Raw genomic sequence first — 13,946 nt, 5'->3', positions numbered from 1 at the left:
CCCTCCGCGATTCGTCACGAATCGCGGCCGTTCGTCACGTGTCGGGGCGATTCGTGACGAGTGACGGCCGAATCAGCGGTGGAACTCGTCCTCGTGGGCGGCGTGCTCGGCGGGTTCGAGCTGGAACGTGGAGTGCTCCACGTCGAAGTGCTTCGCCAGGCAGCCCGAGAGCTCGTCCAGCAGGACGCCCGTGCGGCCCGAGCGGAACACCTCCGGCTCGCACACGACATGTGCCGTGAACACCGGCGCGCCCGATGTGATGGCCCAGACGTGGACGTCGTGCACCGCCACCACCCCGGCCGTGCCGAGGATGTGATCCCGGATCTGAGCGACGTCCGTGTCGGCCGGGGCCGCCTCGCTGAGCACGCGCACCACATCCCGCAGCAGCGTGAACGCCCGCGGCACGATCAGCACCGCGATGAGCAGAGACGCGATCGCGTCGGCGGGCATGAATCCGGTGGTCAGGATGACGACGGCCGCGACGATCACGGTCGCCGACCCGATCAGGTCGCCGAGCACTTCGAGGTAGGCGCCGCGCATGTTGATCGAGTGCCCGGCCGCCGGCCGCAACAGCAGGAGCGCACCGAAGTTCGCCACCAGGCCGATCGAGGCGACGATCAGCATCGGGACGCTGTGCACCTCCGTCTCGCCGCCCACCAGCCGGCCGATCGCCCCGACGGTGACGCTCACCGCGACGACGACCAGGATGAGGCCGTTGATGAGCGCCCCGAACACCTCGGCCCGGCGGAACCCGAACGTCTGCCGGTCCGTCGCCGGGCGGGCCGCGACGATGGTCGCCAGGAGCGCGATGATCAGCCCGGCGAGGTCGCTCAGCATGTGCCCGGCGTCGGCGAGCAGCGACAGCGACCCGCTCAGCCAGGCGCCGACGACCTCCACCACGAGCACCGTCGCCACGATGGCGATGGCGATCGACAGGCGGTTGCGGTTGGCGGTGTGGCCGTGGTCGTGACTCATCGCTTCTACGGTAGGGAGAACTTGTCGCTCCCGCCAGGGCTGCGGCCTAGTTGGGAATGAGTGCCGTTCTCAGCCGAGCTCGCGCAGCGCCGGGACGATGGCCGCGAGGGCGCGGGCGCGGTGGCTGTCGGCGTTCTTCTGCTCCGCCGTCAGCTCCGCCGCGGTCGCCTCGCCGCCGTCGGGCACGAAGATCGGGTCGTAGCCGTGGCCGTTCTCCCCGCGCGCCTCGCGCGCGATCCGGCCCGGCCAGACGCCCTGCACCACGGTCGGCTCCCCGTCGGGGACGACCAGCGCGAGCGTCGCCGTGAAGTGCGCACCGCGGTCGGTGTCCGGGATGTCGGCCAGCTGGTCGAGCAGCAGGCTCAGGTTCGCCTGCGCGTCGCCGTGCGCGCCCGCCCATCGGGCGGAGAAGATGCCGGGCGCGCCGCCCATCACGTCCACGCAGATGCCGGAGTCGTCGGCGAGCGCCGGGAGGCCGGTGTGCCCGGCCGCGGCGCGCGCCTTGATCAGCGCGTTCTCCTCGAAGCTGGTGCCGTCCTCCACCGGCTCCGGGCCGTCGTAGGCGACGATCTCGAGACCGGGCACGGCCGCGCCGAGCAGCTGCTGGAACTCGCGCGCCTTGTGCGGGTTGTGCGTGGCGAGGACGACGCGGACCACGCTCAGCCCTCCGCGGAGGTCGCAGCGGCGGGGGCGAGGGCGGCCGCCTGGATGCCGGCGAGCTCGCTCGTGCCGCCCAGCGCCAGGTCGAGCAGCGCGTTCAGCTCGGTGCGGTCGAACGGCGCGCCCTCCGCCGTGCCCTGCACCTCCACGAACAGGCCGCGCCCGGTGACGACGACGTTCATGTCGGTCTCGGCGCGCACATCCTCGACGTAGGCGAGGTCGAGCATGGGCGTCCCGTCGATGATGCCGACCGAGACGGCGGAGACGGAGTCGACCAGCGGCGTCGCCTTCTGGCCGATGAAGCGGTGCTCGCGACCCCACTCCAGCGCGTCGGCGAGCGCGACGTACGCACCGGTGATGGCGGCCGTGCGGGTGCCGCCGTCGGCCTGCAGCACGTCGCAGTCGAGCACGATCGTGTTCTCGCCGAGGGCCTTCATGTCGACGACGGCCCGCAGGCTGCGCCCGACGAGCCGGCTGATCTCGTGGGTGCGGCCGCCGACACGTCCCTTGACCGCCTCGCGGTCCATCCGCTCGTTGGTGGACCGCGGCAGCATGGCGTACTCGGCGGTCACCCAGCCGCGGCCCTTGCCCGACATCCAGCGCGGGACCCCGTTGGTGAACGACGCCGTGCACAGCACCTTGGTGTCGCCGAACGAGATGAGGGCCGACCCCTCCGCCTGGCGGCTCCAGCCGCGCTCGATCGTCACCGGGCGGAGCTGGTCGGGGGTGCGCCCGTCGGCGCGGGTGATGTCGGTCACTTCGGTCTCCTCGATGGGGGGATGGACGGGGTGGCTCAGAAGGGCAGCTCGATGACGCCGGTCTGCACCAGGTCGACGCGGGAGACCTCCGGGCCGATGAACCGGTGCGCCAGGCGCAGGAAGTAGTCGGCGTCGGTGCCGGTGGCCTCGTAGCGGATGGTCGGCGGCAGCGGCGAGCGGCGCTCCAGCCCCTGGCCGACGAGGGTGCGGTAGACGTCCTTCGCGGTCTCGGTGTCGCTCGAGACCAGCGAGACGCCCTCCCCCATCACGTACGAGATCGCGCCCTTGAGGAACGGGTAGTGCGTGCAGCCGAGCACGAGCGTGTCCACCTCGGCCTCGCGGAGCGGTCGCAGGTACTCGGCGGTGACCCGCAGCACCTCGTCGCCGCTGGTGATCCCGGCCTCCACGAACTCGACGAAGCGGGGGCAGGCCTGCGTGAACAGGTCGAGGGTGGGCGCGGCGGCGAAGGCGTCCTCGTAGGCCCGCGAGGCGATGGTGCCGACCGTGCCGATCACGCCGACGCGGCCGGTGCGCGTCGCCGCGACCGCCCGGCGCACGGCCGGCTGGATGACTTCGATGACGGGCACGTCGTAGCGCTCGCGCGCATCCCGCAGCACAGCGGAGGACGCGGTGTTGCACGCGATGACGAGCAGCTTCACGCCCTGCTCGACCAGGAAGTCGAGCACCTCCAGCGAGTACTGGCGCACCTCGGCGATCGCCTTCGGGCCGTACGGCGAGTGCGCGGTGTCCCCGACGTAGAGCAGGGACTCGTTCGGCAGCTGATCGCGGATCGCGCGGGCGACGGTGAGCCCGCCGACTCCCGAGTCGAAGATCCCAATCGGCGCATCCGTCACAGCAGACCAGCCTACCCGCCCGGGCCGGGACGGCGGTGTGCGCGCGTGAGTAGGCTGAACGGCGTGACCGAGACCAGCGCGTCCTCCGCCCTCCTGACCGATCGCTACGAGCTCACGATGATCGATGCGGCCCTGCTCGCGGGCACGCACGACCGCGAGTGCGTGTTCGAGGCGTTCACCCGGCGGCTTCCGGCCGGCCGGCGCTACGGCGTGCTCGCCGGCACAGGCCGGCTGCTGGAGCTGATCGAGCAGTTCCGCTTCGGAGACACGGAGCTGCAGTTCCTGCGCGACAACGACGTGGTGCGCGGGGAGACGATCGACTGGCTCGCCGACTACCGCTTCTCCGGCACGATCCGCGGCTACCGGGAGGGCGAGCTGTTCTTCCCCGGCTCGCCGTTCTTCATCGTGGATGCGCCCTTCGCCGAGGGCGTCGTCCTGGAGACCCTGCTGCTCAGCGTGTTCAACTACGACTCGGCGGTCGCATCGGCGGCCGCGCGCATGGTGTCGGCGGCGGTCGGGCGCCCGCTGGCCGAAATGGGATCGCGCCGCGCGAGCGAGCGGTCGGCGGTCGCGGCGGCGCGCGCAGCGTTCATCGCCGGCTTCTCCGCCACCTCCAACCTGGAGGCGGGACGCACTTGGGGCGTGCCGACCATGGGCACCGCCGCCCATGCGTTCACGCTGCTGCACGACACCGAGGAGGCCGCGTTCCGCGCCCAGGTCGACGCGCTCGGCCCCGGCACGACGCTCCTGGTGGACACGTTCGATGTCGAGAAGGCGATCGAGACGGCCGTGAAGGTGGCCGGTCCGGAGCTGGGCGCCGTCCGGCTCGACTCGGGCGACCTCCCGAAACTCGTCACGCAGGTGCGCGAGCAGCTCGACTCGCTCGGAGCGACGAAGACCCGCATCACGGTCACGAACGACCTCGACGAGTTCACGATCGCGGCCCTCGCCGCCTCCCCCGTCGACTCCTACGGCGTCGGAACGTCGGTCGTCACCGGCTCGGGCTATCCCGCGTCGGGCATGGTCTACAAGCTGGTCGCGCACCGCCGCGCCGACGGCGCGGGCGAGTGGATCCCGGTGGCCAAGAAGTCGGAGCACAAGGCCAGCGTCGGCGGCCGCAAGCATCCGATCCGCCGTCTCGACGCCACGGGCACCGCGGTCGCCGAGGTGGTGCACATCGTCGAGAAGGGCGACACCCCCGACGACACCGGGCGCGACCTGCTGGTGCCGCTCATCACCGACGGCGAGGTCCACCGCGAGCACCTGGGCGCCGACGGGACGCGGCGGGCGCGGGAGCACCGCGAGCTCGCCATGAGGGAGCTCCCCGACGAGGCGTTCCGGCTCGGCCGGGGCGACCCGGTGCTGCCGACGATCTTCGAGTGAGGCCTACTCGTCCTTCAGCTTCTCGTAGATCTCGCGGCAGGTGGGGCAGACCGGGAACCGCTGCGGGTCGCGGTTCGGCGTCCACATCTTGCCGCACAGCGCCTTGACCGGCTTGCCGGTGACCGCCGACTCGAGGATCTGCTCCTTCTTCACGTAGTGCGAGAAGCGCTCGTGGTCGCCCGGCTCCTGGTTCTGCAGCAGCTCGTCGAGCTCACGGTCGAGCGTCGTCGTCCCACCGCCGGAAGGCAGCCCGTCCGGGCCGCCGGGCTCGGTGATGCTCGCGTCGTTCATACCTCAAGTGTAGACGCGCGGGACGTCAGTCGTTCCGGTTGGCGAACGCCATCAGCTCCGGCCCGCGGCGGTCGAAGACGCGACCCCCCAGCCAGAGGCCGAGGAACAGCGTCCCGAAGCCGATCAGCACTGCGACCACCGGCGCGATCGCCAGCCAGAACGCGTTCACCGTGAGCCCGAGCACCAGGAAGACCAGCACCGGGGAGGCGAGGATCAGGATGGCGAAGAAGCTGAGCGCCTGCACCGTCGCGGCCGACGCGCCCGAGGTCTGCGGCTGCGTGAAGGCGCTGTCGCCGGGCTTCGTCGCCGGGTACGGGAACAGCACCGACGAGATGCTGGAGAGGCCGAGCCCGATCACGAGGACAGCCCCGCTCAGCGCGGCGACCGACGGGAGGACCGCCCAGTCGCCGAACGCGATCGTGGTCGCGATGGAGCCGACGACGAGCACCGGGATGCCGACCACGACCGGCGGGAACATCCGTCCCGCCCGGTCGGCGATCCCGCGCGTCCCGGAGACCAGGTGCAGCCAGATCGCGGTGCTGTCGAACGCCAGGTCGTTGTGGATGCTCCACCCCAGGAACAGGCAGACCAGCGGCAGCGGCACGAGCGCGACGTAGTGCGCAGGCAGCCCGGCGAGGATCAGCACGACGATCACGAAGATCGGGATGACGGGCACGAGCACGATCGACACCCAGTAGCGGGCGTCCCGGCCCCAGTACGTCATCGAGCGGGCGGCGATCGCGGCGGTCGGGCCGCCGGGCAGCCGGTCGAACCAGCCGAGCCCGTGGTAGGCCTTCGAGCGTGCCTCCCGCTCGGGCGTCGCGACGACCCGGCCGACGAGGCCGACCCAGGCCAGCCACAGCAGGCCGAGGGTCGCGAGAGCGATCAGCAGCTGTAGGAGCGCCGGGCCCCACTCCCCCTGCGCCGCGGCGCCAGGAGCGGACCAGGCCGCACCCAGCGGCGTCCACGCCAGCCAGCCGGCGGCGCCGCCGAGGGCGCCGAGCCCGTCGCGCGCCCAGTCGACGGTGACCAGCAGGAGCAGGACCGGCGCGATGAGCACGAGCAGCAGGATGCCGATCACGCCTCCCGCCTCGCGCGAGCGGCGGGTGGACAGCATGGCGTGCGCGACCGCGGTGGTGACCCGGGAGGCGAGCACGCACGTGAGCACAACCGCGACGGCGGCGACCAGCGCGATCACGACGGTGCCCGGGTTCTGCGACCAGGTGACCACCGTCGCGGCGCTGCAGACGATGAGCACGAGCGAGGGGATGCCGATCAGCCCGGCGAGCAGCAGGCCCGTCGCCAGCGTCCGGTTCGGGATGCCGAACAGCGCGAACTCGCGCGGGTCGAGCGTGTCGTCCACGCCGAACAGGAGCGGGAGCAGCGCGAACCCCGCAACCACGACGGCGCCGATCACGACGACCACGCTGTGCGTCGCCGACAGGTCCGTGACCAGCCGCGCCGTCACCAGCGAACCGACGACGAGCACGGTGATGAACGCCCCGTAGAGCAGCCCGATCACCAGGCCGAAGACCTGCCACGGGCTCCGCCGGAAGGCGTTGCCCATGATCCGGAGCTTCAGTCCGAGAAACTGTGCAACCACTCCATGCCTTCCGCTGCCTTGCGACCGCCCGCGAGGTCGACGAAGCGCTCCTCCAGCGTCTGCTCGCCACGCACCTCGTCGATCGTGCCGGCGGCCAGCACCTGACCGCGCACGATGATGGCGACGCTGTCGCAGACGCGCTGGATCATGTCCATGCCGTGGCTGGACACCACCACCGTTCCGCCCGCGGCCGTGTAGCGCTGCAGGATGTCGATGATGTTGGCGGCGGAGACCGGGTCGACCGACTCGAACGGCTCGTCGAGCACGAGGAGGCGCGGCGAATGGATCATCGCGGCCGCCAGCGCGATCTTCTTGGTCATGCCCGCGGAGTAGTCGGCGACGAGCCGGTCCAGCGCGTCCTCGATGCCGAAGGCGGCAGCGAGGTCGTCGGTCCTGGCCCGGACGGTCTTCGCGCTCAGACCGCGCAGGGTCCCCGCGTAGCGCAGGAACTGGGCGCCGGTCAGCCGGTCGAACAGGCGCAGCTTGTCCGGGAGCACGCCGACGATGTGCTTGGCGCGCACCGGTTCCGCCCACACGTCGACGCCGTGCACGACGACGCGGCCGGCATCCGGGCGCAGCAGCCCGGTCACGATGGACAGCGTGGTCGTCTTGCCCGCGCCGTTCGGGCCGACGATGCCGTAGAACGAGCCCTCCTTGACGTCGAGGGTCACGCCGTCGACGGCGACGGTGTCGCCGTAGCGCTTGCGCAGGCCGTCGACCGTCAGAACGGTCGGCCGGGTGTCGACCGGGCGTTCCGGCGCGGCGGGCGCCGCCTCGGCGGTGCGGGCCTGCGCGGTCTTGCGCGTCCGCGGCTTGGGCGTCGTGGTGCGCGCTCGCGGCGCGCGCGTGCTCGGCGCGGCGGCCGCGGCCGCCGTCTTCGCCGGTGTCCGCTTCTGCGCCGGGCGCGCGGACGTCGCCGCGCCGGCCTCCGTCGCGTCGGTCTCCTCGGCTGTCGTGGCCTCGGCGCTCCCCGAGACCGCCGTCTCGGCCGTCTCCGCCATGATCTCCCCCCTCTGCGGCACCGCCGCCGCGACCAGCGCCCCGTCCTCGACGGTCTCGGGCTCGGTACGCGCGCGCTCGGAACTCACCCCGCTAACGTACCAATTCACACCACGCTGCGTAGCCCCCGCGCGTGAGGAAGAGGTCGCTTTCCGCACCTCTTAAAACCCTGTGAGGAACATAACGACCCCCTAACGACATCCGTCAACCCCTGCCCCCACACGGGGGCCGTCGGTATTCTGGCGGAGGCATGAAGGGGTGTCGAAACGCGTAAGCGCGGATGAATCCTGGGTGAACCTCTCCCGGGCGCAGGCCGACGGCGACCGATGAGGCGCCGCCACCGGTCTGGTTCGCGTCGACTCAAGGAGATTGATTGTGACGACCCAGGTAGTGATTCTCGCGGCCGGCATGGGCAGCCGGCTCGGACGGAGCCTCCCGAAGCCGCTGACCGAGCTGAGCGACGGCCGCACGATCATGCAGCAGCAGTTCGACAACATCCACGCGGCCTTCGGCAAGGACGTCCAGGTCACGATCGTCGTCGGCTACAAGCTCGAGCACATCATCGAGGCGTTCCCCGACGCCCAGTTCGTCTACAACGAGCAGTACGACCAGACGAACACCTCCAAGAGCCTCATGCGCGCCCTGCAGGCCTCCGGCCCCGGCGGCGTGCTCTGGATGAACGGCGACGTCGTCTTCGACCCGGCCGTTCTCGTCCGCGGCGCCGCGAACGTGGCACGCGACCAGACCTTCGTCACCGTCAACACCTCGTCGGTCGCCGACGAGGAGGTCAAGTACACGACGGGCACCGAGGGCTTCATCCAGGAGCTGTCCAAGACCGTCAAGAACGGGCTCGGCGAGGCCGTCGGCATCAACTACGTCTCCTCGAAGGACAAGGCCGCCCTGCTGCGCCAGCTGCAGCGCGTCGGCGACCAGGACTACTTCGAGCGCGGCATCGAGCTCGCGATCGAGCAGGACCGCATGCTGGTCGAGCCGGTCGACATCTCCGACCTGTACGCGGTCGAGGTCGACTTCCAGGAGGACCTGGAGCGCGCGAATCTTTTCGTATAGTCGAAGCCGCGTGAGCACTCACGCAGTTTCGATCAATACGATGGGTTGCCGTGACCAGTATCCCCACTGAGGTGCGCCCTGCGCAGCGTTCCCGCTTCACGCGGTACCGGCACTCCCTGTGGCTGCTGACCAAGCGCGACCTGAGCGTCCGCTACTCCACCAGCGCCCTCGGCTACCTGTGGTCGATCCTCGACCCGCTGGTGATGAGCCTGATCTACTGGTTCGTCTTCACGGTCATCTTCCACCGGTCGGTCGGCGAGAACCCCTACATCGTCTTCCTGCTCGCAGCCCTGCTGCCGTGGATGTGGTTCAACGGGGCGGTGTCGGACAGCACCCGCGCGTACATCCGCGAGGCGAAGCTGATCCGCTCGACGATGATCCCGAGGACCATCTGGGTGAACCGGATCGTGGCGTCCAAGGGCATCGAGTTCCTGCTCTCGCTTCCGGTGCTCGCCGCGTTCGCGATCTTCACCGGAGCGCGGGTGAACGTCGACATCCTGCTGTTCCCCCTGGCGATCCTCATCCAGACGGTGCTGACGGTCGGCGTCGGGCTCATCGTGGCGCCGCTCGTCGTGTTCTTCCGCGACCTGGAGCGCGCGGTGAAGCTGGCGCTGCGGTTCCTCTTCTACGCGTCCCCCATCATCTACAGCGCCCGCGATCTGCCCGGCGGCTGCGGAGGAGGAGTCGCGGCGAAGCACTGCGCGGCCTACCTGGCGACCCATCCCGGCGCGCAGACCGATGTGCTGTTCTCGCTGCACTTCTGGTCGGCGTTCAACCCCCTGACGGGCATCTTCAGCCTGTACCGGGCGGCGTTCTTCCCGGAGGAGCTGGACTGGTTCCTCGTCGGGGTGAGCGCGGCGATGTCCGTCGTGCTGCTCGGGATCGGCTGGGCCGTGTTCAAGCGCTTCGAGCGCGACGTGCTGAAGGAGATCTGAGTGGCACCGGTCATCGCGGTCGACGACCTCGGCGTGCGCTTCCGCCGCAACCGCGGCGCACGGCGTTCGTTCAAGGACCTGTTCTCGTCCCGGCAGCGGCGCACGCGGCCCGACGACTTCTGGGCGCTCCGCGGCGTCAGCTTCGACGTGCAGCCCGGCGAGGCGATCGGCGTGGTCGGCCGCAACGGCCAGGGCAAGTCGACCCTGCTCAAGCTGGTGGCCGGGGTGATGCTGCCCGACGAGGGCTCGGTGAAGGTCACGGAGGGCGTGGCGCCGCTGATCGAGATCACCGGCGGATTCGTCGACGACCTGACCGTGCGCGACAACGTCTACCTCACGGCGGGGCTGCACGGGATGTCGCGGTCGGAGATAGACGGCCGCTTCGGCGACATCATCGACTTCGCCGAGATCGGCGACTTCGTGGACACCCCCTACAAGCACCTCTCCAGCGGTATGAAGGTGCGCATCGCGTTCTCCGTGATCGCCCAGCTGGAGGAGCCTGTGCTGCTCGTGGACGAGGTGCTCGCCGTGGGCGACCGCGGGTTCCGGGAGAAGTGCTATCGCCGCATCGAGGAGCTGCTGGCGGGCGGGCGGACCCTGTTCTTCGTCTCGCACAACGAGAAGGACCTGCGCCGGTTCTGCCAGCGCGGGCTCTACCTCGACAAGGGGTCGCTCGTGCTCGACGGGCCGATCGACGACGTGCTGTCGCTCTACAACGCCGACTACGGCAGCTGACGTACGCCACTGCCGCGGCCCCTTCCCCAGCGCCGAAAGGTGTCCACAGAAAAGAATCCGGCGAGTTATCCCCCGAAGTGGCATATGTGCCCGATTCCGGGCCGAGAGCGTCGGAGGGGCTGGTTAGCGTCATCGCATGAATCGACTCCGCTTTCTCCGAAGCCCCTCGCCCGCCCCGCGTCCGCGCCGGTTCGCGTACCCCGTCCCCTGGCGTGTCGACCGCTCCGCGGCACCCCATCTCCGGCTCGTCAACGACGGCCGTGAGCCGCTCAGCGGCGTCACCGTGAGCGTCGCCGGCGGCTCCCGCCTGCGCGTGAGCGGCCCGAGCTCGGTGCAGCCGGGCGAGGCGGTGCGCGCCAGCGTCTCCGGCCGCCATCCCGAGCGCGACACGGTCCTCGTCGTGCGCTGGTTCCCGCCCGACGGCCGCGAGTACCTCTGGCAGATCAGCCTCTGAGGGCGATCCTCGGGCCGCCGGTCCCGGCGGCCCGAGGATCCCGCAATGCCTGCAACGCTGGCATTTCCGGTCGGCAACGCGCGAGGTCCGTGCCGCGTGGCTCAGCCGCTCTGGAGTCCCGGGACGGCCGGCATTTCACTGGGAGCATGAACAACACGGTCGAACCGGCGGCCAAGCTGCTCGGCGAGCGCATCCGTCTGGCACGCGTCCTGCTGGGCCTCAGCCAGGAGGCGATCGCCAGCCTCGCCGCCATGCACGTCACCAACTACGGCAAGATCGAGCGCGGCAACGCCAATCCCAGCCTGCTCACGATCGTCCGGATCGCCGCAGTGCTCGGCACCGACGTCGCCTCCCTGACGAAGGACATCACGCGGGAGCACCTCCCCGAGGGCGTCCGCGTGCTCGGCGCGCAGGAGTTCCTGGCCGAGCGCAAGCGCCGGTCCCGCCGCTCCAAGGCCTGACGCATCCTGGGGGCTCCCCGCGAGCCCGCCCGGCAGGCGTCGACACCGCGGCGGAGCGGCCTACACTCTGTGGGGATGGCCAAGAAGCAGCAACCGATCATCTCCGTCACCGGAGGCCCTGCGCAGGGCGGGGACACCCCGCGCGCCCTCGATGCGACGCTGGACCGCGTCCTCGCCATCCAGCGTCCCGTGGTGCTCGCGCACCTGCGCAGCATCCGGCGCCGGCACCCCGACGCCACCGCCGACGAGCTCGCTCGCGTGCTGGAGCGGCGCTACGTCGCCGCTGTGACGAGCGGAGGTGCCGCAGTCGGTGCGACGGCCGTCATCCCCGCCATCGGGACGGGTGTGACCCTGGCCCTCTCCGGCGTGGAGACCGCCGCCTTCCTGGAGGCGACGGCGCTCTACGCCCAGTCGATGAGCGAGCTGCACGGCATCGCGGTCGACGACCCGGAGCGCGCGAGGGCGCTGGTGCTCACCATGATGCTGGGCCGCGAGGGCTCCGACCTGGTGCGTCAGCTCGCCGGGCAGTTCGGCGGCGGTGGTGTGACGCGCACGGCGTACTGGGGCGAACTCGTGACCTCCAGCCTCCCGGCGATGGTGGTCGGGCCGCTCGTCGACAAGCTGAAGAGCACGTTCATCCGGCACTTCGCGGTGCGCGGCGGTGCGAGCATGCTGGCCCGGGCGATCCCGTTCGGGGTGGGCGCGGTCATCGGCGGGGCCGGGAACAACATCCTCGGCCGCCGCGTCGTGCAGAACGCCCGGCTGGCCTTCGGGCCCGCGCCGCTCGTCATCCCGGAGGCACTCGCTCCCGTCGAGGGCCCCGGCGCGGTCCGGCGGCTCGGCTCGGCGACGGGCGGCGGCATGGTGCGCCTCGGCCGGGCGACGGGCGAGCGCGCCGCCCGCGTCGGGAAGGCGCTGGGTTCGGCCGTGCCCCGACGCACCAAGCCCGCGCCCGAACTCCTCGCGCTCCCGCCCGCCGAGGACGACCTCCGCGCCGCGAGTGGTGAGTAACCGCGGTTAAGTCGGGCGAGTGGTGACATCGTGTCACCACTCGGCGAGCGGGCGAAAGCTGCTCAGATGACCGGCGGGCGTCCCGCAGCGGTCATGCGGAGGACGGTGCGCCAGCGGAGCGGGCGGCGCTCGCCCGGGTCGGCGCGCCAGCCCTCCGCCCAGCCGCCGAACCAGGCGCGCAGCACCGCGGGCTTGCGGAACCAGCGGAGCAGCTGGATGCCGGTCCACGACCCGACGTAGAGCGGGATGAGCACGGCCGGCAGGTTGCGGCGGGCGAGCCAGACCCGGTTCCGCGCGTTCAGGCGGTAGTAGTACGAGTGCCGGGTCGGCGAGACGGACGGGTGCTCCGCCACCAGGTCGCCCGCGTACCAGACACGCCGGCCCTGGTCCCAGACCTTCCAGGCCAGATCGATGCCCTCGTGCGCGTAGAAGAACGGATCCGCCCAGCCGCCGGCGCGCTCGAAGACCTCCCGGGGCAGCACCACCGCCGCCTCCAGCACGGCGAACACGTTGCTGGAGCGTTCCGGGTCGCCCTTGCGGATGCGCGGGATCCAGCGCCTCGGCGACGGGGCGCCGCCCGGCACCCGCAGGCGCGGCTGCAGCATCCCGATGCCCGGATCCGCCTGCAGCTTCGCGACCGCGTCGGCCAGGAACGCGGGCGACGGGATGTCGGCGTCGTCGTCGAGGAAGAACAGCCACTCCCCCGCCACGAGCGGAACGCCCGCGTTGCGGCCGGCCGGGATGCCGACGTTCTCCGGCAGCGCGAGGGTGCGCACGCCGTCGGGCAGCGCGGGGTCGGACGTCGCCGGATCCCAGCCGTTGCCGACCACGACGATGTCGGTGGTCACGCCGTGCTGCGCGAGCACCGAGTCCACGCCGCGGCGCAGCTCCACCGGCCTGGCGCCCTGCGTGAGCACCACGACCGCGACGGCCGGCAGCTCAGCCACGGACCCGCCGCGACGCCATGATGGTCACGAAGTGGCCGATCAGCGCCAGGATCGACAGCGGCACGAGGGCGCACAGCAGGATGCGGTCGGCCAGGGTGGACCCGATGAACAGCCCGACGATCGAGAACACGAAGATCAGGATGGTCAGCTCGACCGAGTGGTACAGCCGGTGGAACGGCAGGAACCGGGCGGCGCGGCGCAGCGTGGCCACCACGCCGTGGGTCGGCGCGTACTCCGACTGCGTGTCCGCCAGCTTCGGCAGGCCCGCATTCGCCCGCGCGACGCGCACCATGTCGTTGAGCGCCTTGTTGAGCACGATCACGAGCGCCAGCAGGGTGCCGAGGTTGGTACAGAGGTAGTCCTCCGGCGCCTGGAACGGATACCCGGCCGCGCGGATGCCGAGCACGATGGCGATCAGGGTCTCCGTCGTGTAGTGGCCGACGTTGTCGAGGAAGATGCCCGCGGGCGACGATGTTCCGCGCCAGCGGGCCACCTCGCCGTCGCAGCAGTCGACGAGCATCTGCAGCTGGCCGAGCACCAGCGCGAGCGCGGCGCCCGCGATGCCGGGGATCAGCAGCGATGCCGCGGTCGCCCATCCCGTCAGGATCATGAGGCCCGTGACGCCGTTCGCCGAGATCGAGGTCTTCAGCAGGAACCAGGTCAGGTACGGCGAGAGGTTGCGCAGGTACAGAGACGCGGTCCAGTGCTCGGCGTTGCGGCGTCCGCGCACCTCCGGCGGCTGGGCGACGGCCCGGAGCTCGGCGATGGAGGTGGGACGGGCGCCGTGTGCGGCTGCTCCGGGTGCGGACATG

At 71.2% G+C, this 13,946-nt stretch carries 16 protein-coding genes; 7 read left to right on the top strand and 9 right to left on the bottom strand.

Going from position 1 to position 13,946, the window contains the following annotated elements; genetic code table 11:
* Nucleotides 1-72 precede the first annotated feature (72 nt).
* The 4 genes from HNO83_RS14395 to murI form a co-directional block, all read right to left on the bottom strand.
* Nucleotides 73-975 carry a cation diffusion facilitator family transporter gene (locus tag HNO83_RS14395; protein WP_175338215.1) on the bottom strand — a complete coding sequence of 301 codons (903 nt, stop codon included), beginning with the start codon at nt 973-975 and terminating at the stop codon, nt 73-75.
* A gap of 69 nt (nt 976-1,044) precedes the next feature.
* Entirely contained in the window at nt 1,045-1,632 is a 588-nt protein-coding gene (gene rdgB / locus HNO83_RS14390; RefSeq protein ID WP_175338214.1) for an RdgB/HAM1 family non-canonical purine NTP pyrophosphatase, read from the bottom strand.
* 2 nt (nt 1,633-1,634) lie between these two features.
* On the bottom strand, nt 1,635-2,393 hold the full coding sequence (rph, locus tag HNO83_RS14385) for a ribonuclease PH (RefSeq protein ID WP_175338213.1): 759 nt from the start codon (nt 2,391-2,393) through the stop codon (nt 1,635-1,637).
* A 35-nt stretch (nt 2,394-2,428) separates the two neighbouring features.
* Entirely contained in the window at nt 2,429-3,247 is an 819-nt protein-coding gene (gene murI / locus HNO83_RS14380) for a glutamate racemase (RefSeq protein ID WP_175338212.1), read from the bottom strand.
* Between the two features lie 63 nt (nt 3,248-3,310).
* Here murI and HNO83_RS14375 point away from each other — a divergent pair, with 63 nt between their 5' ends.
* A complete protein-coding gene (locus HNO83_RS14375; protein WP_175338211.1) occupies nt 3,311-4,630 on the top strand; it encodes a nicotinate phosphoribosyltransferase in 1,320 nt (439 codons plus the stop codon).
* A gap of 3 nt (nt 4,631-4,633) precedes the next feature.
* Here the strand turns inward: HNO83_RS14375 and HNO83_RS14370 are convergent, their stop codons facing one another.
* From HNO83_RS14370 to HNO83_RS14360, 3 genes are read right to left on the bottom strand one after another with little or no spacing between them, the layout of a single operon-like run.
* Nucleotides 4,634-4,921, bottom strand: a complete 288-nt coding sequence (locus tag HNO83_RS14370) for a DUF3039 domain-containing protein (RefSeq protein WP_175338210.1) — start codon at nt 4,919-4,921, stop codon at nt 4,634-4,636.
* A 25-nt stretch (nt 4,922-4,946) separates the two neighbouring features.
* Nucleotides 4,947-6,488, bottom strand: coding sequence for a hypothetical protein (locus HNO83_RS14365; protein WP_175338209.1), 1,542 nt, complete (start codon nt 6,486-6,488; stop codon nt 4,947-4,949).
* A gap of 11 nt (nt 6,489-6,499) precedes the next feature.
* Complete coding sequence (locus HNO83_RS14360; protein WP_249776756.1) at nt 6,500-7,525, bottom strand: ABC transporter ATP-binding protein; 1,026 nt, start codon at nt 7,523-7,525, stop codon at nt 6,500-6,502.
* 373 nt (nt 7,526-7,898) lie between these two features.
* Between HNO83_RS14360 and HNO83_RS14355 the strand changes: the two genes are divergently transcribed.
* The 6 genes from HNO83_RS14355 to HNO83_RS14330 all read left to right on the top strand — a co-directional run bounded on the left by HNO83_RS14355 (nt 7,899) and on the right by HNO83_RS14330 (nt 12,187).
* A complete protein-coding gene (locus tag HNO83_RS14355) occupies nt 7,899-8,591 on the top strand; it encodes a phosphocholine cytidylyltransferase family protein (RefSeq protein WP_175338208.1) in 693 nt (230 codons plus the stop codon).
* A gap of 71 nt (nt 8,592-8,662) precedes the next feature.
* Nucleotides 8,663-9,526, top strand: coding sequence for an ABC transporter permease (locus HNO83_RS14350; RefSeq protein ID WP_175338306.1), 864 nt, complete (start codon nt 8,663-8,665; stop codon nt 9,524-9,526).
* Nucleotides 9,527-10,261 carry an ABC transporter ATP-binding protein gene (locus tag HNO83_RS14345; protein ID WP_175338207.1) on the top strand — a complete coding sequence of 245 codons (735 nt, stop codon included), beginning with the start codon at nt 9,527-9,529 and terminating at the stop codon, nt 10,259-10,261.
* A 136-nt stretch (nt 10,262-10,397) separates the two neighbouring features.
* The gene (locus HNO83_RS14340; protein ID WP_175338174.1) at nt 10,398-10,715 is read left to right on the top strand and encodes a hypothetical protein; all 318 of its coding nucleotides are present in this window, start codon (nt 10,398-10,400) and stop codon (nt 10,713-10,715) included.
* A gap of 146 nt (nt 10,716-10,861) precedes the next feature.
* Entirely contained in the window at nt 10,862-11,176 is a 315-nt protein-coding gene (locus HNO83_RS14335; protein WP_175338206.1) for a helix-turn-helix domain-containing protein, read from the top strand.
* Nucleotides 11,177-11,251: 75 nt separating this feature from the next.
* On the top strand, nt 11,252-12,187 hold the full coding sequence (locus tag HNO83_RS14330; protein ID WP_175338205.1) for a hypothetical protein: 936 nt from the start codon (nt 11,252-11,254) through the stop codon (nt 12,185-12,187).
* A gap of 62 nt (nt 12,188-12,249) precedes the next feature.
* On the opposite strand, the gene HNO83_RS14325 is transcribed toward HNO83_RS14330, so the two are convergent.
* Complete coding sequence (locus tag HNO83_RS14325; protein WP_175338204.1) at nt 12,250-13,134, bottom strand: glycosyltransferase family 2 protein; 885 nt, start codon at nt 13,132-13,134, stop codon at nt 12,250-12,252.
* Nucleotides 13,127-13,945, bottom strand: coding sequence for a CDP-alcohol phosphatidyltransferase family protein (locus tag HNO83_RS14320; protein ID WP_175338203.1), 819 nt, complete (start codon nt 13,943-13,945; stop codon nt 13,127-13,129). Before HNO83_RS14320 ends, HNO83_RS14325 begins: the two co-directional genes overlap by 8 nt.
* Nucleotide 13,946 lies beyond the last annotated feature (1 nt).

Origin of the sequence: Leifsonia sp. C5G2 (genome assembly GCF_013359685.1) — a bacterium.
Classification (GTDB): Bacteria; Actinomycetota; Actinomycetes; order Actinomycetales; family Microbacteriaceae; genus Leifsonia.
The sequence above is the reverse complement of the archived record's forward strand: the minus strand, read 5'-3'. Positions and strand labels throughout refer to the sequence as shown.